At 44.3% G+C, this 20,954-nt stretch carries 23 protein-coding genes and 2 pseudogenes; 21 read left to right on the top strand and 4 right to left on the bottom strand.

Features of this window, described 5'->3' with window-relative positions:
• From AB4323_RS09255 to AB4323_RS09245, 3 genes are all read left to right on the top strand, one after another.
• Nucleotides 1-3,717, top strand: coding sequence for an SbcC/MukB-like Walker B domain-containing protein (locus AB4323_RS09255; RefSeq protein WP_372152225.1), 3,717 nt, complete (start codon nt 1-3; stop codon nt 3,715-3,717).
• Nucleotides 3,718-3,957: 240 nt separating this feature from the next.
• Nucleotides 3,958-4,101, top strand: coding sequence for a DUF2256 domain-containing protein (locus AB4323_RS09250; RefSeq protein WP_108117457.1), 144 nt, complete (start codon nt 3,958-3,960; stop codon nt 4,099-4,101).
• Between the two features lie 93 nt (nt 4,102-4,194).
• Entirely contained in the window at nt 4,195-5,079 is an 885-nt protein-coding gene (locus tag AB4323_RS09245) for a PA4780 family RIO1-like protein kinase (protein WP_029235559.1), read from the top strand.
• Nucleotides 5,080-5,226: 147 nt separating this feature from the next.
• Here the strand turns inward: AB4323_RS09245 and AB4323_RS09240 are convergent, their stop codons facing one another.
• From AB4323_RS09240 to AB4323_RS09230, 3 genes are all read right to left on the bottom strand, one after another.
• On the bottom strand, nt 5,227-5,967 hold the full coding sequence (locus AB4323_RS09240) for an SDR family oxidoreductase (protein WP_065583629.1): 741 nt from the start codon (nt 5,965-5,967) through the stop codon (nt 5,227-5,229).
• Complete coding sequence (locus tag AB4323_RS09235) at nt 5,967-7,538, bottom strand: cryptochrome/photolyase family protein (protein ID WP_372152223.1); 1,572 nt, start codon at nt 7,536-7,538, stop codon at nt 5,967-5,969. Before AB4323_RS09235 ends, AB4323_RS09240 begins: the two co-directional genes overlap by 1 nt.
• A gap of 293 nt (nt 7,539-7,831) precedes the next feature.
• Complete coding sequence (locus AB4323_RS09230; RefSeq protein ID WP_372152221.1) at nt 7,832-8,254, bottom strand: universal stress protein; 423 nt, start codon at nt 8,252-8,254, stop codon at nt 7,832-7,834.
• Nucleotides 8,255-8,489: 235 nt separating this feature from the next.
• On the opposite strand from AB4323_RS09230, the gene AB4323_RS09225 reads away from it, so the two are divergent.
• From AB4323_RS09225 to AB4323_RS09180, 10 genes and pseudogenes are all read left to right on the top strand, one after another.
• Nucleotides 8,490-9,620: a PcfJ domain-containing protein gene (locus AB4323_RS09225; protein WP_017059201.1), complete on the top strand. Its 1,131-nt coding sequence runs from the start codon at nt 8,490-8,492 to the stop codon at nt 9,618-9,620.
• 23 nt (nt 9,621-9,643) lie between these two features.
• Nucleotides 9,644-9,778: a hypothetical protein gene (locus tag AB4323_RS09220; protein WP_017059202.1), complete on the top strand. Its 135-nt coding sequence runs from the start codon at nt 9,644-9,646 to the stop codon at nt 9,776-9,778.
• A gap of 66 nt (nt 9,779-9,844) precedes the next feature.
• A complete protein-coding gene (locus AB4323_RS09215) occupies nt 9,845-10,279 on the top strand; it encodes a GNAT family N-acetyltransferase (protein ID WP_102333286.1) in 435 nt (144 codons plus the stop codon).
• Nucleotides 10,280-10,521: 242 nt separating this feature from the next.
• Nucleotides 10,522-10,776, top strand: coding sequence for a DUF3297 family protein (locus AB4323_RS09210; RefSeq protein ID WP_017059204.1), 255 nt, complete (start codon nt 10,522-10,524; stop codon nt 10,774-10,776).
• A 541-nt stretch (nt 10,777-11,317) separates the two neighbouring features.
• A pseudogene (gene glpT, locus AB4323_RS09205) lies at nt 11,318-12,691 on the top strand (glycerol-3-phosphate transporter).
• A 77-nt stretch (nt 12,692-12,768) separates the two neighbouring features.
• Nucleotides 12,769-13,824 (top strand): annotated as a pseudogene (gene glpQ, locus AB4323_RS09200) (glycerophosphodiester phosphodiesterase).
• 262 nt (nt 13,825-14,086) lie between these two features.
• A complete protein-coding gene (locus AB4323_RS09195; protein WP_017059207.1) occupies nt 14,087-14,551 on the top strand; it encodes an ASCH domain-containing protein in 465 nt (154 codons plus the stop codon).
• Between the two features lie 130 nt (nt 14,552-14,681).
• Nucleotides 14,682-15,176 carry an HAD family hydrolase gene (locus AB4323_RS09190; protein ID WP_372152219.1) on the top strand — a complete coding sequence of 165 codons (495 nt, stop codon included), beginning with the start codon at nt 14,682-14,684 and terminating at the stop codon, nt 15,174-15,176.
• Nucleotides 15,177-15,297: 121 nt separating this feature from the next.
• On the top strand, nt 15,298-15,678 hold the full coding sequence (locus AB4323_RS09185) for an STAS/SEC14 domain-containing protein (protein WP_017068319.1): 381 nt from the start codon (nt 15,298-15,300) through the stop codon (nt 15,676-15,678).
• Nucleotides 15,679-15,884: 206 nt separating this feature from the next.
• A complete protein-coding gene (locus AB4323_RS09180) occupies nt 15,885-16,286 on the top strand; it encodes an NUDIX domain-containing protein (protein ID WP_017097423.1) in 402 nt (133 codons plus the stop codon).
• A gap of 53 nt (nt 16,287-16,339) precedes the next feature.
• Here AB4323_RS09180 and AB4323_RS09175 read toward each other — a convergent pair whose 3' ends face one another.
• Complete coding sequence (locus tag AB4323_RS09175; protein ID WP_171733309.1) at nt 16,340-16,741, bottom strand: YkgJ family cysteine cluster protein; 402 nt, start codon at nt 16,739-16,741, stop codon at nt 16,340-16,342.
• Between the two features lie 208 nt (nt 16,742-16,949).
• On the opposite strand from AB4323_RS09175, the gene AB4323_RS09170 reads away from it, so the two are divergent.
• The 8 genes from AB4323_RS09170 (at nt 16,950) to AB4323_RS09135 (ending at nt 20,908) form a co-directional block, all read left to right on the top strand.
• A complete protein-coding gene (locus AB4323_RS09170; protein WP_012604036.1) occupies nt 16,950-17,111 on the top strand; it encodes a hypothetical protein in 162 nt (53 codons plus the stop codon).
• Nucleotides 17,111-17,809 (top strand): pseudouridine synthase, encoded by a 699-nt coding sequence (locus AB4323_RS09165; RefSeq protein WP_372102170.1) that lies wholly within the window; start codon nt 17,111-17,113, stop codon nt 17,807-17,809. Before AB4323_RS09170 ends, AB4323_RS09165 begins: the two co-directional genes overlap by 1 nt.
• A gap of 65 nt (nt 17,810-17,874) precedes the next feature.
• On the top strand, nt 17,875-18,249 hold the full coding sequence (locus AB4323_RS09160) for a VOC family protein (RefSeq protein ID WP_372102169.1): 375 nt from the start codon (nt 17,875-17,877) through the stop codon (nt 18,247-18,249).
• Nucleotides 18,250-18,345: 96 nt separating this feature from the next.
• Nucleotides 18,346-18,954, top strand: a complete 609-nt coding sequence (locus AB4323_RS09155; RefSeq protein ID WP_102566241.1) for a sugar O-acetyltransferase — start codon at nt 18,346-18,348, stop codon at nt 18,952-18,954.
• A gap of 160 nt (nt 18,955-19,114) precedes the next feature.
• Entirely contained in the window at nt 19,115-19,453 is a 339-nt protein-coding gene (locus tag AB4323_RS09150; protein ID WP_017090233.1) for a hypothetical protein, read from the top strand.
• Nucleotides 19,454-19,663: 210 nt separating this feature from the next.
• The gene (locus tag AB4323_RS09145) at nt 19,664-19,798 is read left to right on the top strand and encodes a hypothetical protein (protein ID WP_017091388.1); all 135 of its coding nucleotides are present in this window, start codon (nt 19,664-19,666) and stop codon (nt 19,796-19,798) included.
• Nucleotides 19,799-19,874: 76 nt separating this feature from the next.
• Nucleotides 19,875-20,288, top strand: coding sequence for a GFA family protein (locus AB4323_RS09140; protein ID WP_017068325.1), 414 nt, complete (start codon nt 19,875-19,877; stop codon nt 20,286-20,288).
• A 2-nt stretch (nt 20,289-20,290) separates the two neighbouring features.
• Nucleotides 20,291-20,908, top strand: coding sequence for an RraA family protein (locus AB4323_RS09135; RefSeq protein WP_102333295.1), 618 nt, complete (start codon nt 20,291-20,293; stop codon nt 20,906-20,908).
• Nucleotides 20,909-20,954: the final 46 nt, after the last annotated feature.

Below are 20,954 nucleotides of genomic sequence, written 5' to 3'. Positions count from 1 at the left end.
ATGAAGATTTTAAGCCTAGAATTTGAAAACCTGAACTCTTTGAAAGGGCGCTGGAAGCTCGATTTTACCCAATCGCCGTTTGCAGAAAACGGTCTGTTCGCAATTACTGGTCCAACTGGGGCGGGTAAAACCACCATTCTTGATGCGATTTGCTTGGCACTTTTCCATCGCACACCGCGTTTGAAAAGCATTGCTAAAGGTAATAATGAATTAATGACTCGTGGTACGGGCGAGTGCTTTGCTGAGCTTGAATTTGAAGTGCAGGGTAAAACGTACCGCTCTAACTTCCACCAAAAGCGCGCACGTGGCAAACATGATGGCGCACTGCAAACGCCGACCTGTGAATTTGCAGATGCCGACACAGATAAAGTGTTAGAGACCATGCTCACTAAGAAGATCAAGTTGGTGGAGCAGGTCACGGGCCTCGATTTCTCACGCTTCACTAAATCCATCATGTTGTCTCAAGGTGAGTTTGCGGCGTTCTTAAATGCCAATGCTAACGACCGTGCAGAGCTACTTGAAGAGCTGACGGGAACAGAAGTTTATAGCCTGATTTCAGAGCGTATCTACGATCATTTTAAGTCGAGTGAAGAGTCGCTTAATCAACTTAAAGCGAAAGCTGAAGGTGTGAGCTTACTGTCTGAAGAGCAAATCAAAGAGCTGACCGCAGAGCGTGAAACGCTAGAAGTAGAGCAGAAGCGTTTAGCCGAGCAATTAAAAGAGTGGCAAGTGCATCTTAGCTGGTGGAAAGACGTGACCAAAGCTGAGCAAACTATTGCGGCCAGTGAGCTCGATCTGAAAACCGCTCAAGATGAACTAGACCGTAACCAACCGTCACTAGAGCGCTTGGCAAACAGTGAGCCGGCTGAAAAGCTGCGTCCAGTACACAAAGATTTAAAGCGTTGCGAACAAGAGGTGAACACTACTCAAGCTCACCTAGATAACAGCACCAAGTTACTTGCCGTTCGTGATGCAGAAATGCAAGACGCGCAAACTAAACTGACTCAAAGCAGTGCGATTGTCGAACAGGTAAAAGCCGAACAGCAGGATCAAGAGAAGATCATCGAGCAGGTTCGCCCGTTAGATAACCAAATTGCCGTACTCAAAGATAAGCAAACTGCGGCCGTTAGTGCAGCGAATACGCTTAACGAGCAACATACGCAGCAGCGTAATCAACAGATTGTTTTAGTCCAAAAAACAGATGCACTGAAGCAACAAGATAAACTCAGCACTGAGTACCTAAATACGCATCAAGCTGACCAACATCTGGAAAAATACCTAGGTCAGTGGCAAGCAAAGGTCGAGCAAGTTCGTACTCTAGAGCGCCAGCATTCAGAGCAGTTGAATTCAGCGAAGCAAGCTTTGTCTGCAGTTGATGCACAGCAAACGATCATCAAATCCGCGCAAGATGCTAAAGCAACGCAAGATAAAACTTTAGCTGAATTGGTTGTTCTCGAGAGTAGTGCAAAGCAACAGTGGGAAGCCTTGCAAGGCAACACTAGCGAGCAAGTGTTGAATTCGCAAAAAGATCTGTTGGAGTTTTGGAATCGCAATACGCACTCATTACTCGAGATCAATCGTGGTTTCCTAAATGCCCAACAACAGCTGCACGCAAAAACACAGGCACATCAAACCAACACCCAGTTGGTCGACAAGCTTTCGAAAGAGCGTGAAGTGTTGCTTCTGCGATACCAAGAAAAAAAGACCTCACTTGAACGTTTAGTTCGCTTAATTGATCAAGAAGGTGACCTTGCGAAATACCGAGCGTCATTGAAGCCAGGTATGGATTGTCCATTGTGTGGTTCAACAGACCATGCGATCGAACAATCACAAAGTTCGAAGGATTTGAATGCCCAGAAAGAGCTTGAGGAACAAGAATTAGCAGCGATTCAGAAAGAAGGCCAAGAGCATCGTCAGCAGTTAGATTCTCTTACCCTTGTGATTGTGGCGCTTAACGATGACATTCAACGTGCGCAAGCGGACATTCAACAAGCTCAGCTGAATTGGCAAGGCGTTGTCGGCAAGCTTCAACAGAGCTTATCGGATTTCGTTGGCACGGCTCCTGAACTGGCACTGCTAACGATTAACGATTTAGGCAATGAAGCTACAGTCGCGACCTTTGCTCAGCAGTGTGAACTTCAACTAAGTCAGAGCGCGCAGCAACTCAAAGCGTTGGGTGATGCTAAAGCGCATTACGCTGAAGCTGAGAAACAACGCCTGTCTGTAAGTGTTATGGCTGACAAGGCGCAGTCTAATCTCGAGTTGGCCGAGCAACGCTTAGCTGATTTGAATAAGCAAAACCAAGTCGCAAACGAGCAAGTGACTCAAATAGCTCAAGCGAAAGGCCAGCAATGGAACGCTTTGAAAGAGAGCATTGTTCAAACTTCTATCGAAGCACCTGAACTTGAGCATATCGATGATTGGTTTACTGCGAAATCGCAAGCATCAAGCACATGGCAGCAAACCAAACAGCAACAGGCCGATATTGAGAAGCAACTGATTACTCAAAATGCCGAATTGAAAACGTTAGACGACAAGCTAAGCAGTGTTGAGAAAGAGCTCGCGACACTGACGCAAGAGAGTGAGTCTTTAGTGTCAGAACTCACTCGTGTAACGGCTGAAAGAACAGAGTTGTTTGGTGACAAAGACATTCAAGCCACCAGCAATGCGATGAAGCAAAGAGTCACTGAAGCAGTAAATGCATTTGATGCCGCGCAGTTAGTGCTTAACCGCAGCGAACTTGAACATCGAACCGAGCAAACCAAACACACTGGTTTCTCGGACGAGTTAGTCAGTAAGCAATCGAGCTACACACAAGCGTCGAATGCTTGGTTAGAAGCGCTGAAAACTAGCCCGTTCGAAGATGAGGCTAATTTTGAAGCAGCGTTGTTAGATGAAGAGGTTAGAACTCAACTTCAAAGCCTGAAGAAGTCTTTAGACGAAGCGATTGTCAGTGCGCAAGCTAGGTTGAACGCCGCCAAAGCGACACAAGTGGATCTACTAAATCACGAAAATGCGAAAGCATGGCAAGAGCAAGACCAACAGCAAGTTGAAGAAGCGACTACTGAGTGTCAAAACGCACAGCAAAGCCATGCGACCAAGATCGGTGCAATTTCTGCCAATCTTGAAACGGATAGCCAGAACCGCAGTAATCAGCAAGATCTGTTTAAGCAAATAGACGAGCAACAGGTCGACTTTGATGATATTTCACGTCTGAATTCACTTATTGGTTCTAAGAACGGCGACAAGTTCCGTAAGTTTGCTCAAGGTCTAACACTGGAAAACTTGGTGTACTTGGCAAACAAGCAGCTACAACGTTTGCATGGTCGTTACGAGCTTAAACGTAAAGCCGACGATGGTTTAGAACTGCAAGTGCTCGACACATGGCAGGGCGATGTTATGCGTGATACCAAAACGTTATCAGGTGGCGAAAGCTTTTTGGTGAGCTTGGCGTTGGCATTAGCGCTTTCTGATCTTGTGAGTTACAAAACCAGTATTGATTCTTTGTTCTTGGATGAAGGTTTCGGCACGCTGGATAGCGACACATTGGACATTGCCCTAAACGCGCTCGATAACCTGAATGCGTCAGGCAAGATGATTGGCGTCATCAGTCACGTTGAAGCATTGAAAGAGCGAGTGCCTGTTCAGCTTAAAGTAACAAAACACTCTGGCTTAGGTGTGAGTGAGATGGAGAAGCAGTACAAGGTTGTTGCTTAGGTTCTAGCTATATTCCATCAGCGCAGAAATAGAAACAAAGCTAGATGAAGTAGATCCCCGACTCAGTCGTTCCTCCTTCTCGAGGATGACGGAGTCGGAAGTTGTCATTAATCACTTCGCCGTCATCCCTTAATGTCAGGATCGAATAAAAAGCAGCCGTCATTCCCTAAAGTGAGGCACGAGCGTAATAGGGAATCTCTAGTAGACGCAGGAAGTGGACGCATCAAAAAGGGAACGGCCATGCACAACAAGCCCCATTTACCAACTAAGACATGTCCTATTTGCCAAAAGCCTTTCTCATGGCGTAAAAAGTGGCAGCGCTGTTGGGGTGACGTGATTTACTGTTCTGAACGTTGTCGTCGTCATAAGCCAACTTTGTCGTAATTTCTGTTCGTTTTTAGAACACGTTAATAGTTTCGTCATTCATTTCTTAAGTTAATATTTCTATCTGTAAGACAACTAATGTATAAAGGCGGCATGAAGATACCTAAAAGAATACAGCCTTTAGTTGACGACGGTTTAGTCGACGAGGTGACAAGCCAACTCATGAGTGGCAAAGAAGCATCGGTGTACATTGTGCGCTGCGGCGATACGATCCGTTGTGCCAAGGTATATAAGGAAATAAGCCAACGCAGCTTCAAAAAAGCGACCGCGTATCGTGAAGGCCGAAAAGTCCGAAATAGCCGCCGCGCTCGAGCGATGGAAAAAGGCTCTGGCTTTGGTCGTGAACAACAAGAAAAGGTTTGGCAAAGTGCTGAAGTGGATGCCTTATATAAACTGGCAGAAGCGGGTGTTCGTGTGCCTGTCCCTTATGGTTGCTTTGACGGCGTACTGCTTATGGAGCTGGTCACTGACGATGAGGGTTACGTTGCACCACGTTTGAACGATGTGGTGATGTCAGCAGAGCAAGCGATCGAAGATCATGCGGTGATGATGACTTACGTGGTTAAAATGCTTTGCGTTGGTTTGATCCATGGTGACTTGTCTGAGTTTAACGTATTGGTTGATGAATACGGCCCTGTGATTATCGATCTACCACAAGCTGTCGACGCTTCGGCTAATAACAACGCTGAGTGGATGTTGGCTCGTGACATCAATAACATCCGTGACTATTACGCTCAGTTTGCTCCTGAACTGGCAAAAACCGAGTATGCCAAGGAAATGTGGGCGCTGTACGAGAAAGGCGACTTGAAGCCAGACAGCAAACTGACGGGTGAGTTTACGGAAACCGACGACTTGGCTGATATCGAAGCCATCATGCAAGAGATAGACGCTGCGCGAATTGAAGAACAGCATCGACGCGAGCGAGCTAAAGAAGAGAAAGAAGGTGTTGACGATACTAAGTTCAATTGGGCTGAATAATCGTGATGATCAGTTTTGATCTTTAGCTAGATATCAACCAAACGCCTTTTAAAACAGAGGCGTTCTTTCTAAATAAAAACCCAATGGAGCTTCAACTCTGTTGGGTTTTCTTTTTTAGCACTAATGAAAGACGAACACTCGTATCAACTACCAATTTAACTGTTCACCATCGTAAGCGTAGAAGTGCCCACTGTTATCCGGTGTGGCAGTGCGAATAATATCGACCAACTGATGGGCGACATAGCTTGACTCAAACAACTTACCTTCAGGGACATTGGTCTGAAAAGGCTTCGACAGAGCTGTGTCTGTCGTGCCCGGGTGCAGAGCCAACACGGTGCCTTTCTTAATGGTGCGTTGCCATTCGATCGACATGGTTTTGATGAACATATTTAGGGCTGCTTTCGATGAGCGGTAGCTATACCAACCGCCTAATCTGTTGTCTGAAATACTGCCAACCTTTGCGGATACCACAGCAAACTTTGGATTGTCGCTCGCTTTAAGTATCGGCGTGAAGTGTTTTGCTAATAACAAGCTGGGCAGGGTATTCACAGAGATGTTTTTGAGGAAAAACTCAGGGTCGATGGACGACAAGTTCTTTTCCGGTCCAAGATCTGGAGTGTGGAGCATACCCACGCAGTTGATCAGCCAATCAAGTTGTTCAAACTCAGAACTCAAGCGCTTAATATCAGCTTCGTCGGTGGCGTCGACTTTGTGCCAGCTCAAGCGATTGTTTTCTAGTTCCGGCTGTTGAGAGTGGTAAGTCGCGTCTACATGCACATCAAGAAAATCAAACCGAGAGAGCTCAGATAATAGGTGTTTAACCACAGCGAAACCAATACCGCCGCTCCCACCGACCACCAATATGTGTAATCTGAGTTGCTCCACCATTATAAGTTCTCCAAGTTTGTGATTCGTTGTTCAGCAGTATCGAGAATCGCTTGTTGTGATTGCTCATCCATGTTGTCCCAAGAGCGATATAACATGCCCATACGTGGGTTGCGGTTTAACGCATCGCGGTGCTGGTCCATAAAGCGCCAATACAAGCTATTGAAAGGGCAAGATTGCTCGCCGCTGCGTTCTTTTATCTTGTAGTGACAGCCTTTGCAGTAGTCACTCATGCGGTTGATATAGGAACCGCTGGCAGAGTATGGTTTGGTTCCTACGATCCCGCCATCCGCAAACAGTGCCATACCTCGCGTATTTGGCATTTCAACCCACTCAATCGCGTCGACGTAAATACCGAGGTACCAACTGTCGACTTGGTCAGGGTCTATACCCGTGATTAAACAGAAGTTGCCAGTGATCATTAACCTTTGGATGTGGTGCGCGTAAGCAAACTCAAGAGACTGGTCAATCGCATGCTTCATGCAATTCATTTTGGTTTGTCCATCCCAAAAGTAATGAGGCAGCTTATTGGTTGCTGAATAATGGTTTTTGTTGGCGTAAGCAGGCATGTTTGCCCAATAGACGGCGCGTATGTACTCTCGCCACCCCAGTATTTGGCGTACAAATCCTTCGACCTGTGCAATATCGATGCTTGGCTTATCTGGTGAGCTGTCTCGAAGACAGGATGCTTGGTAGGCCGACAGTGCTGCATCAATCACTTCTTTAGGGCTCAGCAGTTTACTGTTCAGCGAGAACGATATACGGCTATGATACAAGCTCCATTTAGAGTCGTGCTCTGTCGTCATCGCATCTTGAAACTGCCCAAATAACGGCAAGCAGACTTGGCAGAAATGAGCGAGTAGAGACAAGCTTTGTGCGCGGTTCACCGGCCATAGTAACTGGTTACCGACTTGACCAATAGTTTGCACTTGGTGGTGCTCGATACGCTGCAAAATGTCGGTTATGTCATTGGTAAACATCAGCGGCTGAGGCAGGTTTTCGATGTCTTGTTTCTTGAGTTTCTTTCGATTGTTCGCGTCGTAATTCCATTTGCCGCCAACGGGCTTTCCGTCTTCTAACAAAATGTCGAAGCGCTTTCTCATTCGGCGATAGAAGTGTTCCATCATGATGTGTTTGTCTTTCGGAAACTGTTGTTCGATCTCTTCGAATGGAAAGAGGAAGTGTTCCGTATCACAACAACCTTTGGTCGCATTAGTGAGCTTCAGCTTGTTCATCTGCTCTAAAAGGCGATATTCATCTGGCCTTTGATATTCGAATTTCTCAGCGCCGAATTCGTGTACGTAGTGTTGCAATAGAGCATCGAGATTTTCAAATTGCGTGGTGTCATCAAGAGCGAGGTGGAGTACTTGATGACCTTGTTCTTTGAGTTCGTTAGCGAAGTAACCCATCGCACAGAAAAACGCGGCCACTTTTTGAACGTGAGAGGCAACATAATCTGTTTCTTGTTTTAGCTCAGCAATGATGTAAATAACGTCATCGTTAACCTGTCTAAACCATGAATGCTCAATGTTGAGTTGGTCACCTAATACAAGTCGTACCGTTTTAAATTTCATAATGCGTCCTGGTTTGTGAGGCTTGTTGTGACTGCGTTACCGCCTGTCCATTGATTGATGAAGGCATGGTCTGGGTCGTACATTTCAGTACGTTGATTCAAATCGAAATGACGTGATTTGTTAATTATTAGACGCTTACGAGTTGATAAGCTGACAAGATCACAAATTTCTACTCTAAGCGGGAAATAGGAGATTTCGGTCAGGATGAGTGTGTTGAAGAGGATATCAAGCCAACCAATAATACCGATAGAGGTTGGCAAAGCCGGTTATTTTTGAGTGTCGAACTGGAGCTTCTATTCCATAGGAATAACGAGAATATCGATAGGGGAAGTATCGATGATCTGTTTAGAATGGGAGATGAGCTTATGCCAAAAATCATGGTGATGGCCGCATAGCAATAGGTCAACGCCGTTGGCTTCGATGGCATTTTTGAGCTTATCGTTCAAATCACCCGTTCCCACGAAAATGTGCTTGATTGGGTGCTTGGCGTAGGCTTCAAACTCTTTCAAATGCTTAACGGCATCTTCATTGATGGGTAAATCACCGTCATTTCCCTGAATATCAACGAGCTCTGGATAAATTTCTCCATGCGTACCATCGATATAAACAAATGAAATGCCAGCCTCCAGTTTATCAGCGAAGAAGGTCGCTCTATCAATGAGAATCTTGGTGTCGTCAGACAGTTCAAGTGCGACCAGAATATGTCGGTAATCCATAATTAAAGCCTCTTGTTGTGAGTTATGTAACAAGCATAGTTTCTGTTGACGCAAATGATATCGAAGAGATCTCATATTCCGTAAAATCATCATTCAATGTTCTTCTAAGCACTATCGTATTTATATCGCTTTGATTGGTAAGAAATTTACAAAAGGTTGATATAGTGGTTGAAGCGCTAGCTTATGCTGTTAGATAGGCTTGATAGTTCAATGCGCCAATAACGAAGAGGCATCAATGACAGCACTACTAACCATTCCCACTCGAACATTAGGTTTCGACTACGATATTGAGATCCGAGACTGGTCTCAAAAGCTCGTCGGCTTTCATGTGTTTGAAGATGGTAGACGACCGCTTGATGGAGGCATTGGGCTGAGCCTCAACCTTGTTGAACAGTTTGACGTGAATGGTCGTTGGCTAAATTCATTACCTGCGCGTTATCGTGAAATCACCGACGACTTTCCAGAATACCAATACCAGATGTTGTGGCTTGCTGCGAATACTTATGAAGCCGCGCAATTGCTTGAATTAAGGCCTGTTATTTTGGCTTTGATCTGCATGAAATACAGTGTCGACAACAAGAAAGCACTGGCACTAAGTCGCTTAGGGCAGAAGAAGATCCTTACCAAGTTGGGCTTAGACGGCAGCAAGGCGACACTCAAATTCATCGACAAGCTAGAGCTTCATTACAATGTTGGTGATGAACTCGACCACATTGTTCGCATTCTCGAGCCACTGCAAAGACGAGTTCTTAAGTTTAAGCATTACTCAAAAGTTGGATACACAGCCCTGCGTTTGGACCAAGTTCATCCATTTCTAACTGGTAGCAGGCTAGGGATTGCAATGGTGGAAGAGGGCAGACTTAACGCACCATCGAAGATGGCGATGTTCCAAGATGCGATATTGCTAGGGCAAGATTTGGAGATGGATGATCCACTGCGCGCGATTACCAGTCAGAACTCTTTTGCGATGTTTGAACAACTCCATGACCGCTGGACGGAGCAACGCCAATTACGTCGTTTGGAGGGTAACTGCCCAATGGATAAAGACATCCCTTATCCCGTTCCTTTACTTGGCAATGACAACATTCATCCGCTCACGGATTATTACGACCTTGAACACGAAGGCATCGAGCAGAAGCACTGTATTGGCGTGTATCACAACCGAATCATGAGCGATCGTTATGTGGTGTTCCGCATGCTCAAGCCTCAGCGTTTAACCATAGGTTTACGCCGCGTCCCGAGCAAAGCATTTCCTTTTGAAATAGACCAAATCTGCGGAAAACGAAATGCACCTCCGTCGGAATCCGCTCGCCAAGTGATTCACGACTGGCTAGAAGCGAGTAAGCAAAAATATCCTAAGCAATAGCCATTAAGTAGAAGGAATACAGGATGTTTCAACAAGGCGATCTTTGCCCTCATTGTGGTTTGATTATTGTGATGCCTACGGATCTGCAAGGTGAATGCCTAGGATGCGGCGAAGAAATTAATCAAGACCCAGCAGACGATTACGACGAAGAAGAGTAGCTTTACCTACACTTAGATTAAACAAGGCTAGGATAGCCGAATTACTCTCTTTAAAAGGACGGAAAAATGCAGAAAGTAATCTTTAGAAATTGCGATGAAAACTCACCTTATTGGCATGAGTTAGAGGGCTTATTTCAAAGTGAATGGTCTGATTTCAAGTTTAAAGATACATATAAAGAAAACGTACAACTCCCTCCAGTAATAACAGTACTTCGCGATAATGTGGTCATTGGTGGCTTGGCGTATTCCTATTTTCAAGAACCTCACCAAGTTCGTGATGTAGTGTGGATCAACGCTGTGTTTGTCGACCCTCAATGGCGCGGTCAAGGCATTGCCAGTGAACTGATTAATCGTGGTGTCAGACAGGTTTCTTCTGCAGTGCAAACTCAACTCTACGCGTACACCAATATCATGGGTCTCTACCAAGGGCTAGGTTGGTCAATCGTAAATATGGAATCAGAACCGAACCATAAAGTGATGAGTATTGAGCTTAATCGATAAGCTCGGAATAAAAGCCTGATATTAGTTTATCTGCCGTTCGAGTAATGAATTTCTCCCTTTCATCCATAATGCATAAACCTGTTAAATTTTCGTTGAAACTCATGCCGATATCGCCTTTAAATCAAACAACTAGTTGTTGATTAAAACGATCAAGACGATTTATTGCAGCAGTTGTTGAGCACAAAGCCTATATTGACTAGAATGACGCACTTTTTTTATTTACGTACATACAGGTAATGAACATGAGCGATACTAATTCAAGACCAGCTTTACCAGATCATCTTGCAGGCAACCCACGCAGCCCACACCACGTTGCTGAGTGTTTCGAATACCCAATCGGCATTCGTCTAAATGGTAAAGAGCGTACTGATGTTGAAGAATACTGCATCAGCGAAGGTTGGGTTAAGATCCCTTCTCCAAAAGCGCTAGATCGTTTTGGTCAGCCAATGCTTATTACTCTAAAAGGCACTGTAGAAGCTTTTTACATCGACGCATAATCATGTCGTGTGGCTAGCTAATACATCGACGCATAATCACGTCGTGTGGCTAGCTAATACTTCGAGTAATTAGCTAATGTTTGCTTAATTAGCCAACATCAAGCCACCAAGCGTTATTACCTAAAAGGGTCTAGAGAAATCTAGACCCTTTTTGTTTGCATTGATTTTAGCGAACTTCTTTAACCAATAGCCCAAACCACCTTCATAACTCCACAGATTCAACCAAAATTGTTGTTATTCACTATGCATTCGCAGTAATAACAAAGTTGTTGTTGGTTGATTTATGTTCGCTCGCTCTTTTTGGATTTATTCGTACTCGAAAGTTCTGATGTTTAATTAAACAGATACAAACAAAAATATGAAGCGCAGTCTAATTAAATGAAACTAATATGCTGTATTTAAAGTTATTTTTTGTTAATAACTACCTCTATCACAGAAATTAATCCTGAAGCACATACAATTCCCTTGATTTCGAATGAGCGCTAAATTTTTTCGTTCGAGCATTTAAATTCTTCCTTCGCCCAATAATTATGAGGTTCCTATGTTTGGAATATTCAAACCTATGGCGCATATCGATCGCTTGTCATCAGATAAGATCGATAGCACCTACACACGACTACGATGGCAGCTGTTTCTTGGCATCTTCGTTGGCTATGCGGGGTACTACTTAGTCCGTAAAAACTTTAGTTTGGCGATGCCTTATCTCATTGAACAAGGTTTTAGCCGTGGAGAACTAGGGGTTGCATTAGCGGCGGTATCTATCGCTTACGGCTTATCTAAGTTCTTAATGGGCAGTGTTTCTGACCGTTCTAACCCTCGTTACTTCCTCAGCGGTGGCTTGTTAATGTCGGCACTGGTGATGTTCTGCTTTGGCTTTATGCCTTGGGCAACAGGCAGCATCACTGCGATGTTTATCCTGCTGTTCTTGAATGGTTGGTTCCAAGGTATGGGTTGGCCAGCTTGTGGATGAACCATGGTCCACTGGTGGTCACGAAAAGAACGTGGTGAGATAGTGTCAGTATGGAACGTTGCTCACAACGTGGGTGGCGGTTTGATTGGCCCAATGTTCTTGTTGGGGCTGTGGGCTTTTAACGACGATTGGCGAACCGCTTTTTATGTTCCTGCATTTTTTGCCACTCTCGTTGCTGTCTTTGTTTGGTTTACTGTAAGAGATACACCTCAATCTTGCGGCTTACCACCGATTGAAGAACATAAAGACGATTACCCAGACGACTACGATACGTCTCATGAGAAAGAAATGACGGCGAAAGAGATCTTCTTTAAGTACGTTTTCTCTAACAAACTGTTGTGGTCAATCGCTATTGCCAATGCGTTTGTTTACCTTATCCGCTATGGCGTACTCGATTGGGCTCCAGTTTACTTAAAAGAAGCAAAAGACTTCTCTGTAGATAAATCATCTTGGGCTTACTTCTTGTATGAGTGGGCAGGTATCCCTGGCACCTTATTGTGTGGTTGGATTTCAGATAAGTTATTCAAAGGCCGACGTGCACCTGCAGGTATCTTGTTCATGGTTCTAGTGACAGTCGCTGTGTTGGTATATTGGCTGAATCCAGCAGGTAACCCAACGGTTGATATGCTGGCACTGGTTGCGATTGGTTTCCTTATCTATGGTCCTGTAATGCTGATCGGTTTGTATGCACTGGAACTTGCGCCTAAGAAAGCAGCGGGTACAGCGGCTGGTCTAACGGGTTTGTTTGGTTACTTAGGTGGCGCGGTTGCTGCGAACGCAATACTCGGCTTTATGGTTGACCATTACGGCTGGGATGGCGGCTTCATTATTTTGGTCGGCGCTTGTGTGGCTTCAATCATCTGTCTGCTTTACGCCTTCTTAGGTGAGCGTGCGCACCATAAACAAAAAGATCTCGAACGAGAGAGAGAAGCGCTAGCTCAGTAGTGTATTTACTGAATCACATCTATAAATAACAACAGAGGCAGGTATATCCTGCTTCTGTTTTATCAAGGGAAACAATAATGAAAACAACGTCACTGTCTCTGACCTTATAAGCACTAAGCTTATCTGCAAATGCATTAGCAGATCCTTTAGTGATTGCGCATCGCGGCGCTTCTGGTTATTTACCTGAACACACTTTACCCGCTAAAGCGCTCGCTTACGCAATGAAACCCGACTACATCGAACAAGATGTCGTGATGACCAAAGACGACCAATTGGTGGTTTTGCATGATCATTATCTAGACCGAGTCACCGATGTCGCGGATCGCTTTCCAACACGTGCTCGTTCAGATGGCCGTTACTACGCGATTGATTTTACGCTCGCTGAGATCAAATCATTAAAGGTGACCGAAGGCTTTAAGTTAGATGAACAAGGCAACAGAGTGGCAGGGTACCCAACGCGCTTCCCAATGTGGCAGTCTGATTTCCGTGTCGCTACCTTTGCAGAAGAAATCGAGCTGATCCAAGGCCTAAATAAGACCTTAGGTTATGACGTGGGCATCTATCCTGAAATTAAAGCACCTTGGTTCCATCGTCACGAAGGCAAAGATATCTCAAAAGCTGTGCTTGCAACCTTGCATCAATATGGTTACCTATCAAAAGACGACAAAGTGTATTTGCAGTGTTTTGACGCCAATGAACTTCAACGCATTAACGATGAGCTCATGCCAGTGATGGAAATGGATCTTAAGCTCGTTCAGTTGATGGCTTATACAGATTGGAATGAAACCATGACGTACCAAGGTGACAAAGCAACGCCGTACAGTTATGACTGGATGTTTGAAGCTGGTGGCATGGATAAAGTGGCGACTTATGCGGAAGGAATAGGCCCTTGGAAGCCAATGTTGGTGGACGATGCATCGACCAAAGATAACATCATTATTAAACCGTTAATGAAGTCAGCAAAAGACGCGGGCTTAGATGTTCACCCGTACACGTTCCGTGCTGACCCAGGAAGAATCCCAGCTTATGCTGATAACTTTGATGGCATGTTGGATGTCTTCTACAACCAAGTCAAAGTTGATGGTGTGTTTACCGACTTCCCAGACAAAGCGGTCGACTTCTTGAACCGTTAATGCCCCGTCAGTTACGAGCTATTAGTAACGAGATACTAAGAGCCAAAAGCACCGACTAAAGGTGCTTTTGGCTCTTCTTTCACTTTTTGGATCTCCTTGTACTGGCCTCGAAATCCTACCTATATTCTTCTTTCTCAGCCCACATTTTGATATTCACTCGGTTTACAGCTATAACCTGACTTGATAGGTTACTCCCAATGCAGCCAGATGCTTAATCTATAAGTGTTTATCGGCTCAACCTGATATTGAATTTGGAAAGATCATGGAAGAAAGAAGCAAAGCTTATCTTGATAGCTACCTCAACACATTACCAGCAGACGTTGCTTCGCAATACACCTCTTTTAGTGCCGACTATTACTGTGCTGATGAATACAACGCCAACCTCTGCGCCCAGTTAATTCTCAAGGGTGAAAAACAAGCGTCTTGCAGCCTTGAATATTGGTACAGCCATGAAGGCGAGACGAGACCAGTAGTTGGTCACTTGCAAGTCGTCACTGACTGGGATGGCAAGCCAGTTTGCATTGTAGAGATCACTTCAGTCTCACAGTGCAAATATAACGAAGTGACGGCGGAGTTTGCTGCTGCCGAAGGCGAGGGTGACAAAACACTCGAATGGTGGAAAGAAGCTCACTGGAACTTCTTCTCTCGTGAATGTGAAGAGCTCAAGATCTCACCAAGTGAAGACATGTTACTTATGTTGGAGCGTTTCAAAGTGGTTTATCAATAAAGGGTATTTTGTGTTTAGAAGATCGTGCTCCATAAACAGTAACAAGGTTGTCCATAATGAGCCTAACCGTCCGAGAAGTTTTTATAGGCTCGCTTAAACATTAGATAATTCATCGTATGCAGGAGGCAAGATGACAAAGCTAATCGAATTAACAGAAATAGTCTTATTCGACTGGGGCAATACGCTGATGGTCGACTTCCCAGACGCACAAGGGAAGATGTGTGACTGGGAAACCGTACAAGAAGTGAGCGGTGCTCGTGCATTACTGGCTGAACTCTTCAAAAATCATCAAGTCTATGTTGCCACCAATGCTGGTGATTCCAGTAAAGACGACATCATTCGTGCCTTTGAACGCGTTGGCCTATCTCAATATATCTTGGGTTACTTTTGTAAGGCGAGCATTGGCTTTTCTAAGTTTGAGCCGGGGTTCTATCCTGCCATTATTTCTAAGCTCGGTGTTTCACCACAAGAGATCACCATGGTAGGCGACACTCTAGAGAAAGACATTTACCCAGCACTTGAAGCGGGTTTGCAAGCGGTGTGGTTGAACACGGAAGGTGCTGAGCTTAAGTCACAGCATCCAGGTATCGTACAAGTTCAATCCCTAAGCGAACTGTTGGAGTAGCGCGATTAACTCTCTGATATTAAGTTCAGATAAAGCGCTTGTCCGTTTTGACGTAAACCTCTCATCTCTTTGCTGTTTAATCCTCTAAGCTAAGTCTAGTTTCCACTATGAGGGCTAGGCTATGAATATCGAACGTCACGGAATATCGGTTGGAATTGAACGTGTTAGCGGTGAAACCATTGTTGTGTTCAAAGCGAAAGGCAAACTCACACACGATGACTATCAAGCAATGATGCCAATTCTAAATACCACGCTAGAAGAACTCGATTCATCGAAACTCAAGATGCTGGTCGACATCTCCACCTTAACGGGTTGGGAGTTACGTGCTGCTTGGGATGATTTCAAACTGGGATTAGAGCTCAATTCGAAGATAGACAAAATCGCGATTTATGGTGACAAAAGCTGGCAAGAAATGGCATCAAAAGTCGGCAGTTGGTTTGTGTCTGGTGAGATCAAGTCATTCGAAGACCACGATTCTGCGCTTAAGTGGTTGGTCGATTGATAATATTCGCGAACAGCTAACGAACAATCAGTAAACAACGCCAATGACAGTAGACGAGCATTGTCTCGAAAGCTGTTATTTTTCGTTTTGGCGATGATATTTCCTATTCGATTCAATAGAATATGTTCACTGCTGGATGTAATATACGCCTAGCGCGATACGTTGTGCTAACCAAAATAATAAACACAATAACAAGGTCTAAGAACATGAATAAGGTAATTGATAAGCTGGCTTGGATATTCATCAAAGACGGCAAGTTGTTGATGGTGAGATCAAAAGGCAAAGAACTGTTCTATCTACCGGGTGGTAAGCGTGAAGCTGGCGAAAGTGACGAGCAAGCACTGGTTCGCGAAATCAAAGAAGAGATCTCAGTCGATTTAGTGCCTGATTCCATCAAATACGTCGAGACGTTTACAGGCCAAGCTGATGGCAAAGCGGAAGGCGTATCGGTGCAATTGACTTGCTATCTTGCTGATTATACTGGCGAACTGTCTCCGGATGCCGAAATTGAAGAGCTTAAGTTTGTGGATGGCAACGACAGAGCGGTATGCTCATTGGCGGCACTGGTTGCGCTTGATTGGTTAGAAGCGAACCAGTATTTGGCTTAAGGTTTTAGCGGCTACTAGCTAATACTGAAGATTGATCTTCAAAAGATCATCGCTTACGAATAGCTTGAAGGGCGGCTGTCTTTCATCAACAGGTCGAGTTTCCTTTGAGCTTTCTTCGTGTCTTGTAAATCCACCACCTCAATCATTTCACACTCATCTCGTACCATCTCATTAATTAGGCTTGGGTAGTGTCGGCAATCTTCTGGTCGGTCTAAGTAAATGCTACATGTGTACTTGGCTTGAGCCTTGGTGTCTTTCGTCGGAACCAGCTCCAGAAAAGGGCAGCGAGTTAAACGTTCGCCAGATACAGGGTCGAACCAGATCTCGCTTCCTCGAACATATTCAAAGATGTCTGGGTTGAACAACTCCCACAAATCGATCTCTTCTTGAGTCGCGGCAAGGTCGCCATCTCCGTATTTGATACAGCATTTTCCGCATTGATTACAATCTTTCATTATCGACTTCATAAGTTGGTGAGCTTTTATCATTTTACCACTGATAGCCGTGGCACGTTGACTTTGTTGTTCATGGTTAAGCCGTTACGGGGAGGGATCTTGGAATGGCGGTGCTTAAAATCAATTTATCTATGCACCACCACTCCAAACAAGGCTGTAAACAGTGATACAATTTGCGCCTAGCAAGTTATTAAAACAAGGCATAAAAATGAGAACCGTATACACCACCGAAGGCGACATCAACGCAAAGAAACAGAAAGACGCTTACCCAAAATTGGCGCTATGTGATAACTGCGTTCGAGACTATGTGGTGATTGCTCAAGGCGAACGTACTTATAAGCCATGCGCAAAATGTGGTGCTGACGATTAATGCGCCTTGATAAATACCTATGTAAAAGCACTGAACTAACCAAGCCTGAAGCAATTGAACGCATCCATAATGGCGAGGTGAACGTAAACAGTGAGACGGTCACCGATGAATCGACTCAGGTTCATGAAAGCAACACCATCTTGTTAAATGGCACTCCGCTTAAGTTGCGAGAATTTCGATACCTCCTAATGCACAAGCCTGCGGATACTATCTGCTCTAATATCGATGAAGTTTATCCTTCACTGTTCAACTACATCGAGATAGACAAAGCATCAGAACTGCACATCGCAGGACGCTTAGATGTAGACACCACAGGCTTAGTCTTGATTACCGATGATGGGCGATGGTCATTCAACATCACTCTGCCAACCAAGTCATGTAAGAAGGTGTATCGCGTGACATTGTCACGAGATATCAAAGATGATGTCGCTGACAAGTTCAAAGCGGGCGTTAAATTGCAGGGCGAACAAAATCTGACGCGTCCGGCAGAACTCGAAGTGATTACCAGTAAAGAAGTGCTGTTGACCATTACAGAAGGTAAGTTTCATCAAGTAAAACGAATGTTTGCTGCGGTAGGAAACCGAGTTGTTGGCCTTCACCGTGAACAGATTGGTGATGTTCGTTTAGATGTTGAAGCAGGCCAGTGGCGTTATCTAACTAAAGCCGAAGTCGACTCATTTCAGCAAGACTCTGAATAAACGCTGTAACCACTTAAAGCGTTAAGCGTGTCAGGACCAGAATATCAGCACTATAAGGATGTAGGATGGAAAACCTCAAAGTCTCAGAAATTAAGTCTTTCGTGCCCGCGAAAGACTTCGATTTATCTAAGCGTTTTTACCAGTCAATCGGCTTCGAAGTGATGTCTGAATTTCACGATATCGCCTACCTACGACACGGCAGTTGTGCGTTCCTTCTGCAAAACTTTTATGAACCTGCGCACTGTCAAAATTACATGATGCACTTGCTGGTTGAAGACGTAAAAAGTTGGTATCAAAACATCCAAAACTCTAATGTAGTGTCGGATTTTGAAGTTACCGTTTCCGAGGTTGTTGAACAGCCTTGGGGAATGCTTGAGTTTTGTATCACTGACCCAAGTGGTGTGCTGTGGCGTGTGGCTGAAAACATCAGGCCGCGTTAATGCATCCAACTTGCATTGAGGCCAGTGAAAACTTCAAATTATCCGTCTGTTTCTTTATTTCTGCCGACATAAGGCAATGATCAAATAGGTTCAAACATGGATATAAAGGCTAAAATGCACAGCCAAGACGTTTACTACTGTGACGACGTTGATTTGGTTGCTGAGCAAACTCAATGCTTAGAAGTGCTATACGATTTCAACCACACTCGCCCGAGCGAAGGTAATAAACGACAACAGATCATGAAGCAGTTGTTCGCCGAAGTCGGTGAGGGCTGCTACATTGAACCACCACTACATGCGAACTGGGGGCGTCACACGCACCTAGGCAACAACGTATACGTGAACTTCAATTTAACTCTGGTCGACGACACAGACGTATTCATCGGCGACAACGTGATGATTGCGCCTAACGTGACCATCGCCACTGGCACACATCCCATCAGCCCAGAACTCAGGCTAAAAGCAGCGCAGTTCAATATCCCCGTTCGTATTGGCAACAACGTATGGCTTGGCGCACACACCGTCGTACTTCCCGGTGTCACTATTGGTGAAAACTCAGTAATAGGGGCAGGGAGCATCGTCACCAAAGACATCCCAGCCAATGTCGTCGCAGTCGGCAACCCATGCAAAGTGGTACGCGAAATCAACGAACGCGACCGAGAGTATTACCACAAAGATCGTCGCATTCCCGATGAATTAAAGTAAGCGACTTTTCACACGCCTGAAATTAGCTGTGACATAAGTCATTGTTATGCAATGGCTTAGTTGTATATTACTTATCTATCTTAGAAACTAGACAAAATTATTCTGGAGTTAAGTGCAGAATTTTTCTGTTTGATAGCTGTTATATGTACAGGGAGTTTCAATGAAGGGTTTTCTCAAAGGGATTTTAGCTTATCTTGTTGTGATCTCGGTAGCTCTGCTAATTTCTCGCAATTTTTTTGATTACCTATCCACAATAGACTTGGTTGACTACATTGCATATGCCGGGGTTTTACTTGTTGTATTGGCTGGCATTACATTTGATGGTAACAATCCAGCTAATCAAGACTTTTTATCGTTAATGATTCATCGTGAACTTGTGTCCCGAACCAATGACTTTCAAGACGAAACGAATAAAGTAAGTTTTGCAGTTAATGTCGGATTGATTGGTATATTTTTACTTATTGCTAGTGGTGTAATGGCTTGGCATATTAGTAAGTAAAACATATAACAAGGCGCCTAAATCTGATTCGTAAACGCGTGCCGAACTCGCTTCGCTCAGACATGGCATACATCCACTTACAGCGTAGCTAAGCGTTATGCCTCGTCATTCTTCCTGAGTTAAAGTAACTATCCATATCTAGTTTAGGTTCACGGTGCCTTTCTTAACTATTTGGTAGAGTGGCATTTCAATGAGCATGGGGGTTTTGTAATGGGAACTGTAATCGGTTTGGTGATTCTAGTTGCGATAGATTGGTATCTTGTTCGTAAAACAGGGCTTCATATTCATAAATGGATCTCTAAAAAGTATGCCGCGTATCTGTCGGAGAAGGGGAACACAAAATAGCCTTTCTAATTAAGTCATCGGTATAAAAAGCGTGATCTGCTATTCATTTACACACATTGCAAAGATTGGAGGATTCATGAAAGGTAAAGGAAAGTGCCTATGTGGCTCGGTTGAGTTGGAAGTAGAGTACGCCAGTAATGAATTGGGGGCTTGTCATTGTAGTATGTGTAGAAATTGGTCTGGCGGTCCGATGTTAGTCATTGATTGCTCTGATTCCGTCAAAATATCAGGTGAATCAAATGTAGTGAGATATAAGTCATCCGATTGGGCTGAGAGAGGGTTCTGCGGTAAATGTGGTACTCATTTGTTTTACTTTTTAGTGCCAAATAATCAGTATCACCTTCCTGTCGGTTTATTGATGTCTGGGGATGACTACAAGTTAACTCATCAGATATTCATCGATGAAAAGCCCGAATACTACGAATTTAAAAATGAAACACATAATATGACTGGTGCAGAGGTATTTGCCCACTTTGAAAGTGGAGAGTAAATATGAAGCGAGATTTTTCTAAATTAGCGACAACCGATTACGGAAACATACTAAGTAACGAGCACTTTATTGACTTTAGTATTGGTCCTCTTTGGCAGGGAATGCCGCCAATTTTTGGAGAAGCGTTTACTGTCCAGTTAACGTCTGGTGATAATTTAATGCTTCATTCAGCCATATACGAAGCACCAAAAGGTTCCATCATTGTAGTGGATGGAGTTGATAGCGAATATGCAGTAGCCGGCGGTAATGTATGCGCAGTCGCTAAGAGTCGAGGTATCAAAGGTTTTATTATTGATGGTGTCATTCGAGATTTGAATGAAATTTCAGATATGAATTTTCCAGTTTTTGCGAAAGGTGTTCATCCAGTACCGGGAAAGAAAGAGGTCTATTCTGAATTGGGTGCTCCAATCACTTGCGGGGGAGCAAAGGTGTATACGGGAGATATCATTGTTGCTGATGTAGAGGGTATTGTCGTTATTCCTAAATCAAGAAAAGATGAAGTGTTTCTAATGGCTTCAAAGAAAGCAAGTGACGAAGCTTCATTAACACTCGCTGAGTGGGAAACGAGTCATAGGGCTAAAATAGCCCAAGCAATAACGTCTGCGAAACAAAAAACTTAATTGGTGCAGCAAGTTGATTTGTAATGGTGGCATTCTTGTCTGTTAA

Origin of the sequence: Vibrio sp. 10N.261.52.C11 (genome assembly GCF_041471405.1) — a bacterium.
Lineage (GTDB): Bacteria > Pseudomonadota > Gammaproteobacteria > Enterobacterales > Vibrionaceae > Vibrio > Vibrio crassostreae_C.
This window is presented reverse-complemented; position numbering and strand designations above follow the sequence as displayed.

Excerpts from the sequence above, each read along its gene's own strand:
- AB4323_RS09255 (WP_372152225.1), top strand. The coding sequence starts at position 1 with ATGAAGATTTTAAGCCTAGAATTTGAAAACCTGAACTCTTTGAAAGGG.
- AB4323_RS09250 (WP_108117457.1), top strand. The coding sequence starts at position 3,958 with ATGCACAACAAGCCCCATTTACCAACTAAGACATGTCCTATTTGCCAA.
- AB4323_RS09245 (WP_029235559.1), top strand. The coding sequence starts at position 4,195 with ATGAAGATACCTAAAAGAATACAGCCTTTAGTTGACGACGGTTTAGTC.
- AB4323_RS09240 (WP_065583629.1), bottom strand. The coding sequence starts at position 5,967 with ATGGTGGAGCAACTCAGATTACACATATTGGTGGTCGGTGGGAGCGGC.
- AB4323_RS09235 (WP_372152223.1), bottom strand. The coding sequence starts at position 7,538 with ATGAAATTTAAAACGGTACGACTTGTATTAGGTGACCAACTCAACATT.
- AB4323_RS09230 (WP_372152221.1), bottom strand. The coding sequence starts at position 8,254 with ATGGATTACCGACATATTCTGGTCGCACTTGAACTGTCTGACGACACC.
- AB4323_RS09225 (WP_017059201.1), top strand. The coding sequence starts at position 8,490 with ATGACAGCACTACTAACCATTCCCACTCGAACATTAGGTTTCGACTAC.
- AB4323_RS09220 (WP_017059202.1), top strand. The coding sequence starts at position 9,644 with ATGTTTCAACAAGGCGATCTTTGCCCTCATTGTGGTTTGATTATTGTG.
- AB4323_RS09215 (WP_102333286.1), top strand. The coding sequence starts at position 9,845 with ATGCAGAAAGTAATCTTTAGAAATTGCGATGAAAACTCACCTTATTGG.
- AB4323_RS09210 (WP_017059204.1), top strand. The coding sequence starts at position 10,522 with ATGAGCGATACTAATTCAAGACCAGCTTTACCAGATCATCTTGCAGGC.
- AB4323_RS09195 (WP_017059207.1), top strand. The coding sequence starts at position 14,087 with ATGGAAGAAAGAAGCAAAGCTTATCTTGATAGCTACCTCAACACATTA.
- AB4323_RS09190 (WP_372152219.1), top strand. The coding sequence starts at position 14,682 with ATGACAAAGCTAATCGAATTAACAGAAATAGTCTTATTCGACTGGGGC.
- AB4323_RS09185 (WP_017068319.1), top strand. The coding sequence starts at position 15,298 with ATGAATATCGAACGTCACGGAATATCGGTTGGAATTGAACGTGTTAGC.
- AB4323_RS09180 (WP_017097423.1), top strand. The coding sequence starts at position 15,885 with ATGAATAAGGTAATTGATAAGCTGGCTTGGATATTCATCAAAGACGGC.
- AB4323_RS09175 (WP_171733309.1), bottom strand. The coding sequence starts at position 16,741 with ATGAAAGATTGTAATCAATGCGGAAAATGCTGTATCAAATACGGAGAT.
- AB4323_RS09170 (WP_012604036.1), top strand. The coding sequence starts at position 16,950 with ATGAGAACCGTATACACCACCGAAGGCGACATCAACGCAAAGAAACAG.
- AB4323_RS09165 (WP_372102170.1), top strand. The coding sequence starts at position 17,111 with ATGCGCCTTGATAAATACCTATGTAAAAGCACTGAACTAACCAAGCCT.
- AB4323_RS09160 (WP_372102169.1), top strand. The coding sequence starts at position 17,875 with ATGGAAAACCTCAAAGTCTCAGAAATTAAGTCTTTCGTGCCCGCGAAA.
- AB4323_RS09155 (WP_102566241.1), top strand. The coding sequence starts at position 18,346 with ATGGATATAAAGGCTAAAATGCACAGCCAAGACGTTTACTACTGTGAC.
- AB4323_RS09150 (WP_017090233.1), top strand. The coding sequence starts at position 19,115 with ATGAAGGGTTTTCTCAAAGGGATTTTAGCTTATCTTGTTGTGATCTCG.
- AB4323_RS09145 (WP_017091388.1), top strand. The coding sequence starts at position 19,664 with ATGGGAACTGTAATCGGTTTGGTGATTCTAGTTGCGATAGATTGGTAT.
- AB4323_RS09140 (WP_017068325.1), top strand. The coding sequence starts at position 19,875 with ATGAAAGGTAAAGGAAAGTGCCTATGTGGCTCGGTTGAGTTGGAAGTA.
- AB4323_RS09135 (WP_102333295.1), top strand. The coding sequence starts at position 20,291 with ATGAAGCGAGATTTTTCTAAATTAGCGACAACCGATTACGGAAACATA.